The sequence below is a fragment of the Aestuariivirga sp. genome, assembly GCF_965227715.1.
Taxonomy (GTDB): Bacteria; Pseudomonadota; Alphaproteobacteria; order Rhizobiales; family Aestuariivirgaceae; genus Aestuariivirga.
Genome location: NZ_OZ245771.1, coordinates 3,271,404 through 3,292,461 on the forward strand (window position 1 = coordinate 3,271,404; position 21,058 = coordinate 3,292,461).

At 63.0% G+C, this 21,058-nt stretch carries 13 protein-coding genes; 2 read left to right on the top strand and 11 right to left on the bottom strand.

Annotated features, from left to right (window positions below):
- Positions 1-8,571: a GH36-type glycosyl hydrolase domain-containing protein gene (locus tag ACO06F_RS15575; protein ID WP_421693660.1), complete on the bottom strand. Its 8,571-nt coding sequence runs from the start codon at positions 8,569-8,571 to the stop codon at positions 1-3.
- 515 nt (positions 8,572-9,086) lie between these two features.
- Here ACO06F_RS15575 and ACO06F_RS15580 point away from each other — a divergent pair.
- A complete protein-coding gene (locus ACO06F_RS15580; protein WP_421693661.1) occupies positions 9,087-10,691 on the top strand; it encodes a CHAD domain-containing protein in 1,605 nt (534 codons plus the stop codon).
- A 32-nt stretch (positions 10,692-10,723) separates the two neighbouring features.
- On the opposite strand, the gene ACO06F_RS15585 is transcribed toward ACO06F_RS15580, so the two are convergent.
- From ACO06F_RS15585 to ACO06F_RS15610, 6 genes are read right to left on the bottom strand one after another with little or no spacing between them, the layout of a single operon-like run.
- Positions 10,724-10,972, bottom strand: a complete 249-nt coding sequence (locus ACO06F_RS15585; protein WP_421693662.1) for a response regulator transcription factor — start codon at positions 10,970-10,972, stop codon at positions 10,724-10,726.
- Entirely contained in the window at positions 10,969-11,475 is a 507-nt protein-coding gene (locus ACO06F_RS15590; protein WP_421693663.1) for a flavin reductase family protein, read from the bottom strand. Before ACO06F_RS15590 ends, ACO06F_RS15585 begins: the two co-directional genes overlap by 4 nt.
- 22 nt (positions 11,476-11,497) lie before the next feature.
- On the bottom strand, positions 11,498-12,106 hold the full coding sequence (locus ACO06F_RS15595) for an amino acid synthesis family protein (protein WP_421693664.1): 609 nt from the start codon (positions 12,104-12,106) through the stop codon (positions 11,498-11,500).
- A gap of 13 nt (positions 12,107-12,119) precedes the next feature.
- The gene (locus tag ACO06F_RS15600; RefSeq protein ID WP_421693665.1) at positions 12,120-13,304 is read right to left on the bottom strand and encodes a CaiB/BaiF CoA transferase family protein; all 1,185 of its coding nucleotides are present in this window, start codon (positions 13,302-13,304) and stop codon (positions 12,120-12,122) included.
- Positions 13,297-14,097 carry an alpha/beta fold hydrolase gene (locus tag ACO06F_RS15605; protein WP_421693666.1) on the bottom strand — a complete coding sequence of 267 codons (801 nt, stop codon included), beginning with the start codon at positions 14,095-14,097 and terminating at the stop codon, positions 13,297-13,299. Before ACO06F_RS15605 ends, ACO06F_RS15600 begins: the two co-directional genes overlap by 8 nt.
- Position 14,098: 1 nt before the next feature.
- A complete protein-coding gene (locus ACO06F_RS15610) occupies positions 14,099-14,491 on the bottom strand; it encodes a RidA family protein (protein WP_421693667.1) in 393 nt (130 codons plus the stop codon).
- A gap of 142 nt (positions 14,492-14,633) precedes the next feature.
- Between ACO06F_RS15610 and ACO06F_RS15615 the strand changes: the two genes are divergently transcribed.
- Complete coding sequence (locus ACO06F_RS15615; protein ID WP_421693668.1) at positions 14,634-16,118, top strand: aldehyde dehydrogenase; 1,485 nt, start codon at positions 14,634-14,636, stop codon at positions 16,116-16,118.
- Here the strand turns inward: ACO06F_RS15615 and ACO06F_RS15620 are convergent.
- The 4 genes from ACO06F_RS15620 to ACO06F_RS15635 all read right to left on the bottom strand — a co-directional run bounded on the left by ACO06F_RS15620 (position 16,115) and on the right by ACO06F_RS15635 (position 21,013).
- Complete coding sequence (locus ACO06F_RS15620) at positions 16,115-18,202, bottom strand: acetate--CoA ligase family protein (protein WP_421693669.1); 2,088 nt, start codon at positions 18,200-18,202, stop codon at positions 16,115-16,117. The two genes, ACO06F_RS15615 and ACO06F_RS15620, sit on opposite strands and share 4 nt — an antisense overlap.
- Positions 18,199-19,302: an acyl-CoA dehydrogenase family protein gene (locus ACO06F_RS15625; protein WP_421696696.1), complete on the bottom strand. Its 1,104-nt coding sequence runs from the start codon at positions 19,300-19,302 to the stop codon at positions 18,199-18,201. The genes ACO06F_RS15620 and ACO06F_RS15625 overlap by 4 nt, the downstream gene beginning before the upstream one ends.
- Positions 19,303-19,373: 71 nt before the next feature.
- Entirely contained in the window at positions 19,374-20,168 is a 795-nt protein-coding gene (locus tag ACO06F_RS15630; protein ID WP_421693670.1) for an ABC transporter permease, read from the bottom strand.
- On the bottom strand, positions 20,165-21,013 hold the full coding sequence (locus ACO06F_RS15635) for an ABC transporter permease (protein WP_421693671.1): 849 nt from the start codon (positions 21,011-21,013) through the stop codon (positions 20,165-20,167). The genes ACO06F_RS15630 and ACO06F_RS15635 overlap by 4 nt, the downstream gene beginning before the upstream one ends.
- Positions 21,014-21,058: the final 45 nt, after the last annotated feature.

Here is a 21,058-nt window from a genome sequence, read left to right on the forward strand (position 1 = left end):
TTATGACTGAAGCACCCCAGAACCGGCCTCGGCAGGCAGTGTGCCCAGTGTGACGCTGATGCGGTGCAATCCACCGTCGTCCTTCATCGGCAACAGTGCCAATAGGCCTGAGTATTGAACACCATCCATCACCAGCAGCGAAATTCCGCGGGACACGCCTTGCGGGTTTTCGACTGCAATCACATAGGATGCGTTTCCGTGTCGGAGCGTCACCTCATAGGACGGCCAGCCTTGCGGGATGCAGGGATCGAGATGCAGGTGGTCACCCTTAAGCCTTAGGCCAAGAATGGCCTCAATGCCCGCCCGCTGCAGCCAGCCTGCAGAGCCCGTGTACCAGGTCCAGCCGCCCCTGCCCACATGAGGGGCCCGGGCGTAGAGGTCTGCGGCGGCAACATAGGGCTCAACCTTGTAGCGGAGAACGTCACTCCTGGAGCGCGCGTGGTTGATGGGATTGAGCATCGCGAACAGGTCGAAGGCCTTGTTGCCTTCGCCCAGTTTCGCCAGTGCCATGACCGACCATGTTGCCGCGTGCGTATACTGACCGCCATTTTCGCGGATGCCCGGCGGATAGCCTTTGATGTAGCCTGGGTCTTGTTCCGTCTTGTCGAAGGGCGGTGCGAACAGCAGCGCCAGCCCGTCCTGCTTCCGGATCAAGCGCTGTTCGACGGCGGCCATAGCGGCCCGGCCGCGCTCGGGCGCGGATGCGCCGGACAGCACGGCCCAAGATTGGGCTATCGAATCGATCTGGCATTCTTCGCTTTCGGCGGAGCCCAGCGGTGTGCCGTCATCATAGAATCCTCTCCGATACCATGCGCCGTCCCATGCCTGGGTCGAGAGAGAGGCTTCAAGTGCCGCCGCATGATCACGCCATCGCCTGGCGCGGGGATGCTCACCACGTGCCTCCGCAATCGGTGCAAAGGCTGAGAGAGCGGTGCAGAGAAGCCAGGCGAGCCAAACGCTTTCGCCTTCTCCCGCTTCACCCACGCGGTTCATGCCATCGTTCCAGTCGCCGGTGCCGATCAGTGGAAGCCCGTGCCGGCCAACGGCCAGGCTCGCATCCAAGCCACGTGCGCAATGCTCGAAGAGGGTTGCTGACTCCTCTGATGCGCTGGGCAGAAAGAAGCTGTCATGCGCCTGAGGTTCGAGCAACGGGCCTTCCAGAAAGGAAAGCTGTTCCTCCAGCACGCCCGCATCGCCGCTTGTGATGACGTATTGCGCAACGGCCTCGGCCAGCCAGGCGCGGTCATCGGAGATGCGGGTGCGCACGCCCAGGCCCGAATGCGGCAGCCACCAATGCTGCACGTCGCCTTCGGGGAACTGCCGGGCCGCGGCCCGCAGCAGATGGCTTCGCGTCAACGATGGATCTGCAGTGCTCAATGCCATGCCGTCCTGCAGCTGATCGCGAAAGCCATAGGCGCCGCTTGACTGATAGAAGCCGGAACGGGCCCACAAGCGGCAAGCAATCGTCTGATACATGAGCCAGCCATTGACCATGATGTCCATGGCACGGTCTGGCGTCTTGACCTGAACGCTTGTGAGCAGCCTGTCCCACATGCCGCCAATTTCACGCTCGACCGCATCGAGATCGGCGCTGCGGTAACGGCTGATGATCTCGCGGGCCGCACCGGAACTCTCAGCCTCACCCAGCATAAAGACCACTTCCACGGTCGCATGAGGAGGCAGTGTGACCTTGCCGCGCAAGGCGCCACATGGGTCCAGCCCCGCTCCTGTCGTCTTTGACAAGGGCGTTCCCGCGGTCATCGCAGCGGGAAGCGACAGGCTTCCGTTGCGCCCGATGAATTCACTGCGGTCGCCGGTCCAGGCGGACTGCAGGCCGCGCATATCAGCGAAGGCCACCCGTGAACCGAAGTCGCGGTTCCATGGGTTCACTGCCAGCATGGCGCCGGTTTCAACATCGATGGAGGTTTCCACAAATGCCTGCGATGTCGAGCGTGCGCGGCCAAGCACCCATTCGACATAGGCCGTGACGCTCACGCGGCGGGTGCGGTTTGACCTGTTGTGAAGCACCAGCCGGGAGATCTTTACCGAGTCATTGATGGGCACATACTGGAGGAGATCGCTTGCGATTTCGTGGGCCACATGAGTGAAGCGGCTAAAACCCCTCCCGTGGCGGGCAACATAGGTGGCGCCCTGATCGCGCATGGGATTGGCGGTGGGCGTCCACACAGCACCACTGTCCTCGTCACGAAGATAGAATGCTTCCCCGGGCCGATCCGTCACGGGATCATTTGACCATGGCGTCAGCTGGTTCTCGCGGCTGTTGATCGACCAGCTGTATCCGCCGCCATCTGCTGCCACCTGAAAGCCGAAAGCCGGATTGGATATGACGTTGATCCATGGCGCAGGCGTCGACTGGCCCGGCCCCAGAACGGTGACATATTGCGTTCCGCCTTCCGCAAAGCCGCCGAGCCCGTTGAAGAATTCGAGTTCCGGCACGGCCGGAAGCTGCGGCGGCATATGCGGTGGAACGACCCTGGCGTCTTGCCGGGGAAGGGAAAATGCCTCCGGAAGACGATCGAGCTGATCGAACAGGCTTCCCCGCTGCGCCACCAATACGACCCTCGCGGCCGATGACAGAAGCGCGCGCGTTTCCGGCTGCATCAGATCTGCCCGGAGAACGAAGACGCGCCCCTGCGCCTGCTGATCTGTGGCGAGCGTCCGCGCCGTCATCGTCCGCACCAGTTTCTCCAACCCATTGTGGAAGTCCTGCACGTAGGAGGCATGCCGCTCATTGAGGATCACCAGATCCGCCGCCAGCCCCTTCATCCGCCAGTATTCGTGGGCCTGGAGCAGCTCACGCGCCACATCAAGATTCTCGGTTTCTGAAATCCGCAGCAATATGATCGGCAGGTCACCCGATATGCCCTGTGACCACAGTCCGGATTGCGGACCAGCCCCCTTGCTGATCGTGGTTGAAGATGGGCGCAGGGCGGGCCCGGCGTAGATGAGATGCCCCGCCAGACGCTGGAAGAGAGCCGCTTCTCCCGCTGAAATCCCGAGATGGTGCAGTTGCACCTGGGCCTGCGTCCAGGCCAGCGTTGCGGCGCGGTTGAAGGCCGTCACATCGCGGTGCTTATCTGCGCAGTCCAGCAGGGCCTGCCGGCTGGAGGCTGCCATTGTCCAATAGATGACGCGTACAGTCGCGCCGGGCAACACGCGGATGCGGTGCCTGAGGGAAAAAATGGGATCGAGTACGGTGCCGGCGGTTTTTGACAATGCGCGTCCGTCACTGACTGCGATCGGCGACCGCAGGCTGTGGCCGCGCCCGAGGAAGCGGGCGCGGTCCGTCTCGATCTCCGGCTTTCCGATGCCTTCGCCGTCGACCACGGCCATATGTCCGGCCCAGAGATCGGCATCGCCCGGTGCGCGCTTGCGCCGTGTTGCAAGGATGAGTCCCAGTTCCGGCACATAGGCTGTTTCGACAAACAGCTTGGAAAATGCCGGATGCGCCATGTCGTCCGCCTGCGCCGCGAGGGCGACTTCGGCATAGGAGGTGACATCGATAATGCGTGCGCGGCTTCCGCCGTTTGTGATCGAGACGCGCCGCACTTCGGCATCATCCTCCGGAGACACCAGCACTTCGAGCGTGGTGGAAAGAGCGCCATCCCGGCGGATGAACTCCGCCCTGTCTTCATGGAAAACCACATCGTAGCTGTCAGGCTCGGCGCCCATCGGTTGAAAGCTCGCCGACCAGCTTGCCCCGGTGTCGACATCCCGCAGATAGATGAATGAGCCGTGATCATCGCAAGTCGCGTCTTCGCGCCAGCGCGTGAGGCCGATCTTTCCCCATGAACTGTAACCTGAACCGGCGGCGGTGAGCATGGTGGTGAAACGCCCATTCGACAACAGCAGGGTCGGAGGCGACTTCTGATGCGGTGATGAGAATCGGCGGCTCCCTGCCGGCTCAGCGTCACGCAGGCGTGCACCGGTCTTCACCTCGGTTGCCCAGGGCTTGGCAACCGAAACATCCCGCGGCATGCGTTCCTGAAGCAGCAGTTCCGTCGCCTGGATCATCGGCTCCGCATGGAAGTGTGACCGCATCCTGCCGTTGAACAGCGTGTCGGCGATGGCCACGATGGTCATGCCCTGGTGATGCGCCATGAATGCCTTCACGATGGCAACGCGCGCGCCCTCAGGCAGGCGCGAGGGGGTGTAGTCAAGCGCCTCGTAGTAGCCATGGCTGCCAAGGCCACCTTCGCGCTCGATCTTTCGCAGATTGGCGGTGGCCGATGCGGGATCGACCATTGCCGCAAGAGCCGTTGCATAGGGGGCGATGACACTGTTCTCGGACAGCCCGCGCTTCAATCCCAAATCCGGGATGCCAAAGTTTGAATACTGATAGGTGAACTCAAGGTCACGCGCGTTGTAGGCAGACTCGGAGATGCCCCAAGGCACGCCCAGAGATGTGCCGTAGTCGATCTGATGGCGGACGATCAGCCGGCTGGTTTGCTCGAGAAGGCTGCCTGCTGGCGCGCGCATGACGAGGGACGGCATGAGATATTCGAACATCGATCCCGACCAGGATACGAGTGCGGCGGCGTGGGCGACCGGCGTGACGGCCCGCCCCAGGCGGAACCAGTGGCGAGCCGGAATATCGCCCTTGGCAATTGCGAAGAAGCTCGCAAGCCGTGCCTCGGAGGCGAGCAAATCATAGCAGTTCTCGTCGAGTCTTCCCTCCTGCATCAGATAGCCGATGGACAGCAGCATCCTGTCCTGATCGAGCAGAAAGGCAAAGTCCATCTCCAGCGCCATGGCGCGGCTGGCGCTTTCCAGCGCGGATAGTCTCGGTTCGACGTCATGGGGTGAGGCTGCGCGGTGCGTTTCAATCCCGTTCACGATGCTCTGCACCCAGAACAGCATGTCAACGCAGGTACCAGGCCCCCGCTCGCTGGCCAGAGCGAGTGCAATGTCAGCAGCCGTATCAGCCTCGGCTGCCAGCATCGCCAGGCGGGTGGCGGGTGCCTCGTTGCTGCCGAGGCCGCGCCGGGTCATCTCCGCAAGCCGGCCCAGCGCTTCGTCCAATTGTGCCCAGGTTACCGTTTGTGTGCGGGGGCCATCGCGCAAGCGTGCGGCCTCGATCCGCGCAAGATCGATTGAATCGGCGATGCCGGCGAGATCTTGCTCATACCCCGGGGGCAGGCGCCCCCATGCGTTGCAGGCATTCGCCAGTGCAATCAGGTGGCCAGCGAGATTTCCGCTGTCGACGGATGAGACATAGCGAGGGTCGAGTGGGCGAAGGTCGCCCGTGTCATACCAATTGAAGAGGTGGCCCCTGAAACGCTCCATGCGGCTCATCGTGGCAAGCGTTGCTTCGAGCCGTTCGATTGCATCCCGGGTGCCGATCCAGCCAAAGTCCCGCGCACTGACGACCGACAACAGATACAGTCCGATATTCGTGGGCGACGTGCGGTGCGCGATGACTGGTACGGGTGCTTCCTGGAAGTTGTCCGGAGGCAACATGTTGTCTGCCGGGGTCACGAAGGTTTCGAAGAAACGCCAGGTGCGCCGCGCCGTGAGCCGGAGCGCCTGTGCATCATCTGCTGTCGTGGTCACATGCCCGCCCCGGCTGGGCGGCAGGCTTACTCTCAGGGCAATGGCCGGGGATGCCCACCATGCGATGGCGAGCAGCAAGGCCAGTGGCCACGCGCCGCTCCCTGACGCCAGAGACAGGGCGAGTGCCACTGAAGCAATCACCAGGGCACCCATCATCTGCCGGTAGAAACCGGGGAGGTCCATCGTCCGGCCTGTACCGGCTTGCGCCGCGGGCACCCATTCCAGCATGTTCCGGTGACTGACGAACAGACGGTACAAAGTGCGGATGATGGCATCGCCCATCAGCCATGCCTGATGGGCCAGGAAGCCGATCACCAAGCCCGAAAGGGCAAGTGACAGGCGCAAATCGCCCCCCAGTGCGCGCAGGTGACTGGACAGGGTGATGCCCGCCCGGCGCGGTGGAATGGCGGCGATGACGGGAATGATGGGCGGCAGGACGATCGTCGCGAAGATGTACACAGTCCAGGCGAGTGCAGCGGGGAAGGGAAGCGTCCAGCCAACGGCGAGCGCCAATATGGCCAAGGGTGCTGACAGCGTGCGCCGCAGATTGTCCAGCATCTTCCAGCGGCCGACGGGCGGAATCGCCATGAAGGCGGCGGGCTTCCCCTGCGGTGCGGGCACGCGCCCGAGGAGCCAGGGCAGCAGTTGCCAGTCGCCGCGCGCCCAGCGGTGATGCCGCAAGGCGCCAACATCATAGCGAGACGGAAACTCCTCCACCACCTCGACATCGGATGCAAGTCCGGCGCGGGCAAAGACGCCTTCGAATAGGTCATGACTGAGAAGTGCACCTTCCGGGATGCGGCCGGCCAACGCGGTCTCAAAGGCATCGACGTCGTAGATGCCCTTGCCGGCATAGGAGCCTTCGCCGAACATGTCCTGATACACGTCAGACACTGCCGAGGCATAGGGATCGATTCCGCTGACACTCGAGAAGATGCGTTGGAAGATGGAACCTTCCTGGCCTGTCGGCAGGGAGGGCGTCACTCTCGGCTGCAGAATTGCGTATCCTTCGATCAGGCGGGCTGAATCCGTCTCGAAGAGCGGGCGGTTCAGCGGATGCCCCATCTTGCCCACCAGCTTGATGACCGTGTCCCGCGGCAGGCGCGTGTCGGCATCAAGGGTGATGACATAGCGGATGTTCTCGGGCGGCTCCGGCATGGAGCCGGCCACGGCAATGAAGCTCGTATCGGCCGCGCCGCGCAGCCAGCGGTTCAGCTCATGAAGCTTGCCGCGCTTCCTCTCCCATCCGATCCATTTCTGTTCGGTCCCGGCCCATGTCCGGCGGCGATGGAGCAGAAGAAAGCGGGCGCCTGCCTTCGCCGGACCATAGCGTTGGTTGAGTGCTGCAATTCCCCCGGCAGCGATCTCCAGGAGCGCCTGGTCGCCCGGGTCATGTTCCGCAGCTGAATCCTTCCAGTCCGACAGCAAGGCGTAGTGCAGATTATCATCCGCGCTCGCCAGGTAGTGGATTTCGAGCCGTTCGATCTGTTCGGTGATGGCGGCTGATGTGGTCAGCAGTGTCGGAACCGCGACCATGCTGCGCAAGTCGGGCGGAATGCCGCCGCGAAGTGCCAGGGCAGGGAGCCGCGTTGCCTGAAATCCGAAGCTGACAGCGCGATTGACCAATGCAACGGCGGCATCGACCGCCGGGACTGCGCCCAGTAAAGCCAGAAGCAGCAAGGCCGGCAATCCAACAGCTTCGTAGGACAGAAAGAACAGCGGAATGGCGAGCAGCACGATCGCCGTCAGCAACACGCCCGAGGCATAGCCGCCAATGCCGATTGACTCATTGAGGCGCTGCAGACCTGCGCGCAGGGTTCTCCGGTAGCCCAGTTCCTGCTCAAACGCGCGGCGGCCTCCGGCGACAAGAAGGTATCCGGGATCAGTCAAACGTGCATCGCTGCCGCCCGCAGCGGCTGCAACGGAGAGCATCACGCGTTTCGCCACATCCATTTCACTGATGTCTGACCCTCTCGCCAGCTGCTCGATGGCGCTGCGGTAGAGGTTGCGCGTGGCGAAATCCATATCGGCAAAGCTGCTGCCTTGCGCCAGAACCCCATCGACGAGGCTGCTGGCCTCGACAAGGTCGCGCCAGTCGATGTCCGAAATACGCCGCAGGCTGGTGATGACGTTGCGCACGGAAACATTGGATGCGCCCTGACGGCGGTGAACTTCGCGCACCGCATCATCGGGTGTCAGACCTTGTTCCGCCAGTCGCGTGTCAAGCCAGTTCAAGGCCGGGGTGATGCGCGGGTCCTGGTCGCGCAATCGATGAACCAGTTGCACAGCAAAGGCATCCGCGAGAGGGCCTGCGCGGTATTCTGCCAGTACCTCGGTCATTTGTTCCGGCGCTTGCCCATTGACGCCGAGGAGACGGTCCGCCAGGCGGTCCGCGTCCGCGCGCTCCTGGCGGTGATGGACGATATACTCCGCCAGGCGCCTGAGGTTTTCTATCAAGACGATCCGGAGCGTCACGGAAATTGCCCAGAGTTCCCCGATCGTCAGCGGCTGGACCGACTGATAGGCCTTCAAATAGCGCAGCAGCATGTCCGCATCGAACCGGCTATCGGTATGCGCCACGAATGCCCATGCCAGGCCGAAGACGCGCGGGTAGCCCTTGAACGGGCCATCCGCCAGCTTGGGCAATTGCCGATAATAGCCCGCCGGCAGATCGGAATGGATTTCGCGAATGTGGCGTTCGACGAGGTGATAGTTGTCCACCAGCCATTCCGAGGCCGGTGTGATGGCCCGGCCCTCGCTGATGGCAGCAACCGTGTTCCTGTAGGCCGCAATGAGGACTGTTCCGCTGTCGGTCAGACGGCGCGCCAGGGAATGCCCCCGGGTCGTCACCGCCTCGACACGCTGGGCGGCTGCCAGGCTGCGTCCATGATCTTCTAGCCGCTCGGCGCTGAAGAGTTCTTCGCGGATCGGCTCTTTGCCGTTCCAGGCAGGGGGTTGAGATGAACTGGAAAAATAGGACAGCAAATGGCGGCGCACAAAAGCCTTTCTGACGCCACACGTGCCCCATGACCGGCGGTACGCTGCGCGGACCCCCCTCAACTCATGTGCAAATCGTGGGCGAACTCTGGTTAGGAAAAAAATGAACAGCGTGCAGGCGCCACGCCTCCACATGCATGTCTGCTTTTCGGAAAGTTCCGTCGCTCATTACGCATCGGCTGGGAGAAGCTGCAGCCCTCCCCGCTCCGGAATGCCGATACTGGTATCACAGATGGACCTCCAGGGCCTGACAAGCAAGCTAAAAAGCGGCGCCAGGATTCATGCATGTGGCTGCATTGTTCCGGGCGGGACGGAAGGAGGGTGACAGCGCTTGCCCCGTTCACTTGTGAACAGCGGGCAGGCGCCAGGCGAAGGCAGGCTTAGATAAAGAGGACTCTACCTCTGAAAGAAGGGCGCTTGCGGGTGGCACACATTCCGCGCAGGATTCCCGGTTCCTGGTTGATTGTGACAATGTGGCCAAATATTTGAAGAGATCATTGCACGATAGGGCTGTGATGAAGATCGGGATCGAGCGTAGGCCCCTGGCTGCGTCGGAAAGCGGGGTCGCCGAGACTGCTGCAAGACCACTTGGCCGGGAAGTTGAAGTGAAGTTCCGGGCGGACGACGGCGCGCTTGCAGCCGTGGCCGCCTCGGCACTGCTTAAAGGCGCTTCCGTGGGGAAAGCGCAGGAGCTTGTTTCAACCTACTTCGAGAGCCCCGCATTTGACCTCCAGCGTGCCGGCCTGTCATTGCGCGTGAGGCGGAAGGGCAGGGCCATTCCCCTGATGGGCGTCAAATGGGAAAGCGGCGTTGCCGATGAGGTGTTTGCCCGCGGCGAGGCCGAGGTTCGGTGCCCGGGCGGCATTCCGGACCCCGCGTTGCTTGAAGGGGCAATCCGGGAGCGGGTCGTCAAACTGCTCGAAACCCGTCCCTTAAGCCCCATTTTCGAGACACGCATCAAGCGCAGGGCGCTGCTGGTGATGCATGGCCACTCCACAATCGAGCTCTCGCTGGACGAGGGCTCGATCATTGGAGGCGGAGCAAGCCTGCCCGTGGCGGAAGTGGAACTGGAGCTGAAGAGCGGCAATCTGCCCGATCTGCTGGACTTCGCCGCATCCCTGGCACGGGACTGCGGCCTCAGCCTCGCGTTCGAGGCGAAGTCTGCCCGGGGCTATAATCTCGCCAAGGGAGATATGCCCCAGATCCGCAAGGCAAAGCCGATCACGTTTCAGGGCGCGATCAATTTCGATGACCTCATCGCGGCGGTAATCGCTAATTGCATCAGCCATTTCGTGGACAATTGGGCGGCACTTCGTGCGTCCGATGCACCCGAAGCGATCCATCAGCTCCGCGTGTCGCTGCGCCGCTTGCGAGGCGCGCTCGGGGTGTTCCGGAAGGTCATCGATCTTCCGGAGCTTGAGGAGATCCGGTCGGAAGCGCGGCGGATCGCCTCCGCATTGGGCCCTGCTCGCGAGTGCGACGTCTTCCGGGTCAACGCACTGGGTGGACCGTTCCGCGATGAGGCCCATATGATAACGGGTGTTGCGCAACTCCTGGCGGCCGTCGAAGCACGGCGGCAAGAAAGCTACGCCGAGGCGCGGCGTGTCATGGACGATTCAATGACCAGCCTGTTTGTGCTCGATGTGCAGAGCTTCCTGGCGCGGCGCGCTTGGCGCACGGCGCTGACGCCTGAAAACCTCGGGCTGCTGACATCCGATGCCAAAGTTTATGCCGGTGACAGTCTCGACCGGTTGCGCCGGCGGGTCATCAAACGTGGCAAGCACCTGCCTGACATGCCGGATGATGAACGCCATGAACTGCGGATTGCCTTGAAGAATCTCCGTTACGCCACGGAGTTCTTTGGCGGTCTGTTCAGCAAGGCCAAGGAGGTCCGGGCATTTCTGAAGCATGTCGAAGATTTGCAGGAAGATCTCGGCGCTCACAATGATGCCGTGACCGCGCAGGCCTTTGTCGCAGCCCTGACGCTGCCACCGCAGACCGAGGCCAGCTTTGCATCAGGCTATCTGCTGGGCTGGCTCCGCCACGGCACCGTTTTCGCTGACACCCACCTCAAAATGAAGTGGAAGGATTTCAGGCATGCGCCCCTTTTCTGGAGCTGACAGGACAGTCTGCAGCGAATTGGGGTTTGAGTTTACGCCCGCAATCTGCCGGTGAGTTGAAGCCAGAACAATGCGAGGTCGACGCGGCTTCGGCAACCTGTTGCTTGCTTGATCTTCGCGATATGAGCTTTCACCGTTGCATCGCTGATCCCCAGCCGGTAGGCGATCTGTTTGTTCTGGAGCCCCTCTGCGACAAGGGCCAGCGTCTCTGCCTGCCGCAGGCTGAGAAGCGGGCCGGGCTTGAGCGCGGTGTGCGCCGCGCTTGCGGCGGGAATGGTCATCGTGCAAGCCGCCGGTATTGGCCGTTGAGATAGGTCAGAGGATCCTCCGCCGAGATCTGAACCTTCAAAACGTTGCCGAGAAAAATCGTGTGCGTGGCGTGAACATGGCGATCGAAGACTGCGCAACAGAAGGCAGTTGCCTGTTTCAGCACCACCCATTCCTGGGCCTCGCCATGGATCTCGATGCCCTCGAAGCGGTCACCCACTGCCGTATCGTGTTGTCCGGAGAACCGCTCCGCAAGGTGAGGGTGCTGGTGAGAAAGAATGTTAAGGCAGAAGCTGCCATTCTCATTCACCGCCGCGGCGATGCGGCTATCGGACCGGAGGCAGGCGAGGAGTTGCGGCGGATCGGCCGAAACCGAGGTGAAGGCGCTCACCGTGGCGCCATGCCGGCCTCCACTGCCATTGGTCGTCACCACCGCGACGCTGCTCGCCACCTGGCGCATGCCCTTGATGAACAGCTCTCGCGAAGCGGCTGCGAGACCGTAAGCCTTCTCACTCATGAAGCGTCTCTCTGCGGGGCAGCTATCGGCCGAGGCGCGCTGGATCGGCGACGTCTGCACCGATATCCGCCAGGTCCTGATACCTGTCCCCGATGCGGTGGTGGGGGCGGCCGCCCGTTGCGCCGCCAAAGGCCGCGATCAACTCATCATCGGCTGGTGCATCGGCAATGGAGAATTGGACCGTGAGATAGTGAGAGCGCCGGCCCGTATCGTGCTTGTCCATGAGGGGGATCTGGATCTGCGTGTTGGCGGGGCCGCGCGTGTTGGTGAAGCCGAGATAGGTCTTGGCGCCCAGTGCCTCACGGTAGAAATTGCCGTAATGCAGCGTGTGGATAAGGGCCGAGGCATGTTCCTGTTCGCAGTCGAGCCCTGCCATGGCGGCCTTGCCATAGGCTTCGATCTTATCAGCCCCCCCTGCCATTGCGACGATGCGTTCAGTGAGGAGTTTGCCGAGAATGGGTGCGAAGGCGCGAATCTCGGGCTTCAGGTCTTCAACGAAGCCGCGGCCGGCCCAGGGGTTCTTCACCACGGCAGCAACGCCCAACATGCGCAGCGGCGGCGTGGCGGCGCGGCCGCCCTCCTCCAGAATCTCTTCCTCGAAGTTCACGAGCTTTCTGATTTTCAGTTCCATGGCGGGCCTCCGTTTATGGTTTTGTTCTGGTGCTGGCGAGCAAGTCATTGTCGGCGCCCAGCCGTGGCGGGGTGGATGGCGTGAGGGCAGGCGTGGCGCTGAAGCGGATCGGGTTGGCCGCCACGCGCCAGCCGGGCTTGGCGGAATCGGCGTGCGGTACGTCCGCAATCATGCCGCGCGCCGCCACATGCGGGTCATTGAAGATGTCCTCGGCATCGTTGACGGGGCCGAAGGGCAGCCGGCCGCCAAGGCTTTCCGCCAGGGCGCGTTTGGTGCGCTGGCGCGTCCAGGCACTCACTGCGGCGTTGACTTCGGCCGCGTAACGGCGGCGGCCCGCCTTGGTGGCAAGGCGCTGGTCTTCAAGCAGGTCGGGGCGCTCCATGATGCGGGCGAGCTCCCGCCAGAAGGAATCATCGACAACGCCGATCGAAACCCAGCCATCTGCGGCGGGAAACAGGCCAAAGGGTGCGAGCAGCGGGTGGCCATTGCCTGCGGGTTCGGCGATCTTTCCTTCCATGTCATAAAGATAGACCAGGCGTTCGCACAGGCTGAGCATCGCATCATACATGGCGATATCGATGAACTGGCCTTCGCCCGTCCGCTCCGCATGGCGCACGGCTGCGACGATGGCGAAGGCCAGCATCATTCCGGCAAAGACATCGCCAATGCCGGGGCCGGTCTTCATTGGGTGGTCGCGGTCAGCGCCCGTCATGCTCATCAGCCCGCCCATGGCCTGGGCGACGACATCATAGGAGGGCCAGCCCGCATAGGGGCTGGCACCGCTGCGCGGATCGCCGAAGCCGCGGATCGCCGCATAGACGAGGGCGGGATTGTTTTTCGCGAGATCCTCATAGCCGAGGCCCAGGCGCTCCATCACGCCCGGCCGGAAATTCTCCACCACCACATGCGCGGTGCGGGCGAGATCCTGGATTGCCGCTTTGGCGCCCGCCTCCTTCAAGTCCAGCATGATGCTTTTCTTGCCGCGGTTGAGGCTGACGAAATAGCCCGCCCACTCATGGCCCGGATCGTCGGCGCGATAGGGGCCATTGCTGCGGCTCGTATCGCCTTCGGGACCCTCGATCTTGATGACCTCGGCGCCGTGGTCCGCAAGCATCATGGTGCAATAGGGACCAGACAGCATGCGGCTGAAATCCAGCACGCGGATGCCGGAGAGAATGCCGCGGGGTGCTTCAGCCATGCTGCGGCACCGTGCTCAGAAAGCGGAGCAGCTCCGCATTGAAGAGCTCCGGCGCTTCGGCGAGCGCCATGTGGCGGAGACCGGAAAGGATGACGAGCTCCGAACCCGGAATTTCAGCCGCAATCGCGCGGCTCATGGCGGGGGAGTTGCCGTAATCCTCTTCGCCCGTCATCACCAGCGTAGGGACCCGGATCGGGGGCTGCGGCGCCACCAGCTCTGTTACACCATCCACAAGCACCTGGTAGATGGGTGCATAGACGTCCTTCCGGTTGGCGAGAATCCATCCGCGCACTTCGTCCATCATGGCCGGATGGCTGTGGCGGAAACCATCAGTGAACCAGCGCCCCAACGCGGCCTCCACAGTGGCGGCAGGACCGTCCTTCGCGGCCTGCACCACGCGCGCCTGGATTGCATCATGCGCGGCCTTGTCACGTGCATGGGCGGAGTGGAGAATGCCTAGCGCCCAAAGCCTTCTGCCATGATCCATGGCGAAGCGCCGGGCGATCATGCCGCCGAGCGAAAATCCGAACACGGCGGCCGTCTCTATTCCGAGATAGGCGAGAAGCTCGTTCAGCTGCTCTGCGAATATGGTGAGCGAAGCCGTCTGCGGTGGCGGGCTGCTGTCGCCGTGGCCGTGGAGATCATATGTAATAACCTGGTGGTCCAGCGCCAGGGCCGGCACCTGCCATTGCCAGGGCCGGCGGTTGAGGCCGAGCCCATGGATGAGGACGATGGTGCGGCCGCCTTCTCCGAAGACGTCAAATGCGGTTCCGCGTGGCGTGAAGGATGTCATCTCAACCGGCCACCGGCTTGTAGGCAGTGACTTCAACCTCGACGCGGACATCGACGAGGAGATCACTCACCACGGCGGAGCGGGTGGGCGGCGCCTCCGGGAAATATTCGCCGTAGACCGTGTTGAAACCTGGAAAGTCAGTACGGTCGCGCAGCCACACCATGGCCTTGACCACGTCGGGGCGCGCGCAGCCGGCTTCGGCGAGGGTGGCGGTGATATCGTCGAGTACGGCGCGGGTCTGGTCCTCGATGGTGCCGGTGGTCATGACCTGGCCGTCCTTCATGGGAACCTGGCCGGTTAGGAACACGAAATCCCCGGCGCGGATTGCGCGCGAGAGTGTCAGCTTTCGGCCGCCGATCATCAATGGTCCGCCGATCACCTGCTTGCCCGTCACTCCAGCCTCCCCACGTCAACTGATGAAAAGTCTAGGCGTGCGCCTTGGCCGCACTGTAAAAGATTTCCGACAGGCGGGGGCGAAAATCTTGCATCACTCTTCGTCACGGGGCGTCACTCTCGCGCAGTTGAAGGAGACCGGCATGGCCAAGCTACAGCGCTACCAGATGTTCATCGACGGAAAGTGGACCGACGCCGCCGATGGGAGAAGCTTCACCTCCATGAACCCATCGACCGGTGAGGACTGGGCGGAGATTCCCGAAGCGACGGCTGATGATGTGAATCGCGCGGTTGAAGCAGCCCACCGGGCCTTCACCGAGGGCGAATGGGCGAGGGCGCTACCCAGCGAGCGCGGCAAATACCTCCGCCGCCTCGCGGACCTTCTGGCGCAGAAGTCCGAGGAGCTTGGCCGCACGGAGACCATTGATACCGGCAAGATGCTGAAGGAAACGCGCTGGCAGGCTAAGTACATTGCGGAATTCTTCCAGTTCTATGCCGGTGCCGCTGACAAGGTGATGGGTTCCACCCTTCCAATCGACAAGCCGGACATGCTGGCCATGACACTGCGCGAGCCCCTTGGCGTGGTGGCTGCCGTGGTGCCGTGGAATTCGCAGCTGTTTCTGGTGGCGGTGAAGATCGGCCCAGCTCTGGCGGCGGGCAACACCGTGGTGCTGAAGGCTTCCGAATATGCCTCAGCGCCGATGCTCGAATTCGCGCACCTGATGGAGGAGGCGGGCTTCCCGCCAGGTGTTTTCAATGTGGTGACGGGCCATGGCGACCCTTGCGGCCGGGTGCTCACGTCTCATCCGCTGGTGCAGCGCATCAGCTTTACGGGCGGGCCTGAATCGGCGCGTCACATCATCCGCAATTCGGCAGAGAACTTCGCGCAGGTGTCGCTCGAGCTTGGCGGAAAGTCACCCTTCCTGGTGTTTGAGGATGCCGATCTCGAGAGTGCCGTGAACGGTTCCATCTCAGGAATTTTTGGCGCGACAGGACAGTCCTGCGTGGCCGGATCACGGCTTTATCTGCAGGAGAAGATCGCGGATGAATTCCTAGACAACATCGTGTCGCGCGCGCGCCAGATCCGCATTGGCGACCCGCTGCTGGAGGAAACCCAAATGGGTCCGCTCGCCACGGCTGGCCAATTGCGCCGTATCGAGAGCGAGGTGGCCTTCGCGCAGGAGCAGGGCGGCACGCTGCTGACGGGCGGCCAGCGGCCACCCGGCCAGAACCGCGGCCTGTTCTATGAACCCACCATCATTGAATGCGCGAGCCAGCAGGACAGGATTGTCGATACCGAGCTTTTCGGACCAGTGCTGAGCGTCCTGCGTTTCAAGGATGAGGAGGAGGTGCTGCGGCTCGCCAATGACAGCAAGCATGGCCTGGCCGCCGGCGTCTTCACCCGCAATGGCGCCCGCGCGCTTCGGGTAACGAAGCAGCTTCGCGCGGGCATTGTGTGGGTCAACACCTATCGCGTGGTCTCGCCCATTGCCGAATTCGGCGGCTTCAAGGAATCGGGCTATGGCCGGGAGAGCGGGTTCCAGGCGATCTATGACTACACACGGCCCAAGACCGTGTGGATCAACACCTCGGACAAGCCGCTCGCCAACCCCTTCGTGATGCGTTAGCAGCGCTGCATGAGAACGTCGACGGCGCAACTTTCGCTGGTGCCGGCGAACAGTGGGTTGATTTCGATCTCCGCAATCGCGTTTGACTCATCCGTAGCGAAGCGGGCGAGGCGCTGCAGCATGTCGAGCAAAGCTTCGATATTGGCGGCAGGCATGCCGCGGTAACCATCCAGCAGGCGGCACACCTTCAGCCGCTTGAGGGCGCGCGCCAGATCCTCGCGCGAAGCAGGGAGCAGCACTGTTGTGGCATCGGCCAGAAGCTCCACCAAGACGCCGCCGGCGGCGAGTGTCATGGCGAAGCCGAATTGCGGGTCGCGCCTGATGCTCAGCATCAACTCGGCCACGGGCGGGGCCACCATTTTCTCCAGGAGGAACAGATCCGTTGCGGCTTCGGGATTATAGGCGGCCACATCCGCCTTCATGCGCTGTACAGCGTCAGAGACTGCTTGACTCGTTGTCAGTCCCAGCCTGACGGCCCCCGCCTCGGTCTTGTGGGGAAGCCTGTCGCTGACCATTTTGAGCGCCACCGGAAAGCCAAGCCTCTCAGCCAGTGCCGGCGCATCAGCGCCATTGCCGGTTGAACTCTGCGGAACATTGATGTGGCTCGCGGTCAAAAGCCTCTTGGCCGCGGCTTCGTCGAGAAGCTGTACGCGGCCAAGGTGGCCTGCAGATGAGAGCGGCGGAGGTGGCGCCTTGGCGATTTCGGCCCGGCGCTCCCCGTGCCAGGCGGCGGCGGCCAGCGCCGTCATGCAGTCTTCGATGCCTTGCATGGGGGCCACACCCTGCGCCACCAGGAAGCTTCGGGTTTCCGCGTCGAGGTTCTCGGGGATCGTGCTGCACACGGCGGCGGGCAAGGCGTTCCGTGTTGTGGCTGTAATGAAGGAGATCGTGTCGTTCCGGTAATAGGGCTTGCTCTCGTCCAGGCCGGGGGCGGGATAGTCCTGAACAATCACCGCTGCATCATGGCCTTGCGCGAACAGTGTTTCGAACACCGGCAGGGTCTTTTCCGGAAGGCCCCAGATCGGCGTGGTGTAATCGAGCGGGTTTGAGACCGTGGCGGTTGCGGGAAGCTGGCTGCGCAGCTGCGCGGTGGTGTGCGAATCCGGCGGTGTGAAGGTGAGGTCCAGGCGCTCGGCATAATCAGCAAGCATGGTCGCGCCGCCACCGGAACAGGTGAGGCCGGCCAGGCGCCGTCCTTTGGGCACACCGGCCACGCACAGGAGCTTTACGGTTTCCAGCAGCTGCGCGGGGCTGTTGACGCGAATGATGCCGAGACGGTCGAACAGTGCGTCGTAGAGCTCCTCCGTGCCGGAGAGAGAGCCCGTGTGACTGACGGTGAGGCTGGACCCCAGCCGCGAGGTGCCCGTTTTCAGCGCCACGACGGGCTTTCCGAGAGAGAGGCTCTTCAATGCCGCGCGCTCGAAGGCGGGAACATCCTTCAGCCCCTCGATATGGAGGCCGATCGCCCGCACCTCCGGCCGCTCCGCCAGCGCATCGACAAAATCCTCAAGCCGTAGCAGCGTCTGGTTTCCGGCCGAAACCATATAGGCGAAAGGAACACCCCGCTGGCTCATGGTGAAGTCCGAGGAGAGCATGCCGCTCTGCGTGATGAGGGCCGCGCCATAGCCCGGGCAGGAGCCGCCATGGGTGAAGGGCCAGAGCGCCACCTTGTCCACATAATTGATGACGCCATAGCAATTGGGGCCGACAAGGGCGAGATCGCCCGCTGCGGCCACGAGGCGGGCTTCCGCCTCCGCGCCATCGGAGCCGGTCTCGCCGAAGCCTGCCGTGTAGCAGACGACGCCACCCGCCCCCATGGCATTGAGCTTGTGCAGCGCCTCGATGGCGGCGTCCTTCGGAACCGCGAGGAAGACGGCATCTGGTGCGTCCGGCAAATCTTCAATCGCGGCAAAGCAGGGATGCCCGCCAATGTGGCTCCGCTTCGGGTTCACTGGCCAGAAGGGGCCGGAAAAGCCGATGCGCTTGCATTCGGCGGCGACAGTCTCTGCGTCCCGCCCGCCGATCACCGCGACATGGCGCGGCTTGAGCAGGCGGTCGAGATTGGCACGGCGCAGCGGAGTCATGCCCCGAGCGGCCTCAGAATGGCGCGCGAAATGATATGGCGCTGAATCTCCGAGGTGCCGTCCCAGATGCGCTCGAGGCGCGCGTCCCGCCAGAGGCGCTGGATGGGAAGCTCTTCCATGAGGCCCATTCCGCCATAGATTTGAACCGCATTGTCGGCCACGCGGTTCACCATCTCGGAGCAGTAGAGCTTTACCATGGAGATATCGGCGTCGGTCAGGATCCCGTCATTGGCGCGGCGCACCGCATCTTCGACCAGCAGGTCCGCGGCCCGCAATTCGGTGGCCATATCGGCGAGCTTGAAGCCGGTGCCCTGGAACTTGCCAATGGCCTGCCCGAACTGCTTGCGGCTGGCCGCCCATTCGCTGGCGAGCCCCAGCAGCCGCTCGGCCTTGCCGCAGCAGGAGGCGCCGACAAAGATGCGGCCATAGGTCAGCCACTGCCCGGCGAGTTCAAGCCCGCGGCCTTCTTCGCCCAACACCTGACGGGCATGCAAGCGCACATCGCTGAAACTCAGCTGGAAGGTTTTATAGCCGCGGTAGCTCACACAGTGGGTGCCGTCGCGCACGTCGAAGCCGGGTGTTCCCGCATCGACCAGAAACGCGGTGACACGCTTTCTCGATCCGCGCGGGCTTTCGTCCACGCCGGTTGCGGCGAAGACGATCGCGAAGTCCGGCATCACGGGGCCTGAAATGAAGTGCTTGGAGCCATTCAGGATCCAGTCGTCGCCATCCCTGCGGGCGTTGGACCTCATGCCCATCACGTCCGAGCCCGCTTCCGGCTCTGTGAGCGCAAAGAGCTCCCGCTTTTCGCCCTTCACGCAAGGCAGAAGATAGCGCTCGCGCTGTTCGCCTTCGCAGGCCAGAAGCAATTCGGTGGGCCGCGCCACCCAGCTGTGGAGCGCGTGGCTGGTCTTGCCGAATTCGCGTTCCATGATGGTCTTTGCCTCGAGGCTTATGCCCCCGCCACCCACCTCTTCGGGGAGGTTCGCGGCGTAGAGGCCGGCCTCGTGGGCGCGCTTCTCGATCTGCCGACCGAGATCCAGGGGCACTTCACCAAGCTTGTCGACGAGGTCTTCATGTGGATGCAGTTCGGCCTTCATGAAGGCCTGCACAGTTTCGAGCAGCAGCCGGTTTTCGTGGGAATTGACGAGACTCAAAATGTCCTCCGGGCTTAGGCCGCATCCCCGCCGCGCTTGCGCGACAGGATCGCGAAGCCGACGAGAGCGGCAAGTGTGGTGCAGATCAGGACGACCGCCGCCGCAGCGACCGTCGGATCGGTGTTTTCCCGCATGCCGTTCCAGAGCCGGCGCGGCAGGGTGAAGACGTCGAACTTGGAAATGAACAGCGTAACGACGATCTCGTCCCAGGAGAGGATGAAGGCGAAGACAGCACCCGCCAGTATGCCCGGCTTGATCACCGGCAGGATCACCCGGCGCACTGTCGTCGGGAGCGAGGCGCCGAGGCTGCGTGAGGCCTGTTCAAGCCTGAGATCAAAATTCGCGAGCGACGCCGAGACGGTGATCACCACCATCGGGATGGCGAGAATCGCATGGGCGAGGATGATGCCCATGTAGGAGTCGATCAGCCCAAGCGGCACCCACCAGCGATAAAAGGCCATGGCTGAAATGATCGGCGGCACCATCAGCGGCAGCAGCAGGAAGGCGCGGATCGTTTCGGTGAAGCGGCCCGACAGGCGCCACAGTCCAATTGCGGCGAGTGTTCCCAGCAGCGTGGCGAGAGCCGAGGCGGCGATGGCGATCAGCAGGCTCTGTCCAAAGCTCGAAATCCATTCGGGACTGGTGAAGAGATGTTCGAAATGCTGCAGCGAGACCCCTTCCCATGGGAAGGAGAGATAGGTCTTGGCCGTGATCGAGACCGGAAAGGCCACGAGCGACGGGATGATGAGGATCGAGAGGATGATCCAGGCACCGATCTGGCTGATGCGTCCGCCCAGTGATTGCTTCATCGTGCGGCTCCACCGAAGACCACCGAGAGCTTCATGAAGCGGTTCAGCACATACATCAGCGCCAGAACGCTGGCGATCATCAGCGCTGCCAGCATGGCTGCCACACCCCAGCGCACCGTGACGAGGAGCTGTACTGAAATGTACTCGGCGATCATCTGCACCTTGCCGCCGCCGAGGATGGCGGGGGTGACATAGAAGCCGAGCGAGCTGATGAACACCAGAAGCGATGCAGCGATGATACCCGGGCGGGTGAGCGGCAGGAAGATGCGGAAGAAGGTCTGGGCGCTGCTGGCGCCGAGGCTTCGTGAGGCGCTGGTCACCCGAGGGTCTATGCCCTGCATGTTGGCGAGCAGCGGCAATATGGCATAGGGCACCATGTATTCTGTCATGCCGATCAACACGCCCACCTCGTTGCGCATCAGGGGCAGTGGCTGGGAGATGATGCCGAGTGACATGAGCGCGTCATTCACCAGCCCATTGTGGCCAAGCAGCATCAGCCAGGCGAAGGACCGGACCAGAACCGAAATCCAGAAGGAGATGAGAAGGATCGACATCATGCGCCGGCGCACCCCCGCCAGGGCATGGAGCATGGCGTAGGACACGATATAGCCCAGTGTCACCGCGGCCACGGTGGTGATCAGGCAGAGCCTGATCGTGCGCCAGATGAGGTTGGCCACCGTGTCGCTCTCGAAGATCTTGGCATAGTTTCCAAGGCCGGGCTTCGGATCCGTGACGCTCAGCAGCAGCACGTTGACGATGGGGGCCACGTAAAGCGCCAGCACCAGCAGCACCGCAGGTGCCACCAGGAGCCAATAGGGATTGAAATGTGAGGGCCGTGTGGTCATGCGTGAAAGGCACGCGCCCGGGCTTCGGGGCGCGTGCCGCTTCTC

Coding starts and splice junctions, on each gene's coding strand:
- ACO06F_RS15580 (WP_421693661.1), top strand. CDS start 9,087: ATGAAGATCGGGATCGAGCGTAGGCCCCTGGCTGCGTCGGAAAGCGGG.
- ACO06F_RS15585 (WP_421693662.1), bottom strand. CDS start 10,972: ATGACCATTCCCGCCGCAAGCGCGGCGCACACCGCGCTCAAGCCCGGC.
- ACO06F_RS15590 (WP_421693663.1), bottom strand. CDS start 11,475: ATGAGTGAGAAGGCTTACGGTCTCGCAGCCGCTTCGCGAGAGCTGTTC.
- ACO06F_RS15595 (WP_421693664.1), bottom strand. CDS start 12,106: ATGGAACTGAAAATCAGAAAGCTCGTGAACTTCGAGGAAGAGATTCTG.
- ACO06F_RS15600 (WP_421693665.1), bottom strand. CDS start 13,304: ATGGCTGAAGCACCCCGCGGCATTCTCTCCGGCATCCGCGTGCTGGAT.
- ACO06F_RS15605 (WP_421693666.1), bottom strand. CDS start 14,097: ATGACATCCTTCACGCCACGCGGAACCGCATTTGACGTCTTCGGAGAA.
- ACO06F_RS15615 (WP_421693668.1), top strand. CDS start 14,634: ATGGCCAAGCTACAGCGCTACCAGATGTTCATCGACGGAAAGTGGACC.
- ACO06F_RS15620 (WP_421693669.1), bottom strand. CDS start 18,202: ATGACTCCGCTGCGCCGTGCCAATCTCGACCGCCTGCTCAAGCCGCGC.
- ACO06F_RS15625 (WP_421696696.1), bottom strand. CDS start 19,302: ATGAAGGCCGAACTGCATCCACATGAAGACCTCGTCGACAAGCTTGGT.
- ACO06F_RS15630 (WP_421693670.1), bottom strand. CDS start 20,168: ATGAAGCAATCACTGGGCGGACGCATCAGCCAGATCGGTGCCTGGATC.
- ACO06F_RS15635 (WP_421693671.1), bottom strand. CDS start 21,013: ATGACCACACGGCCCTCACATTTCAATCCCTATTGGCTCCTGGTGGCA.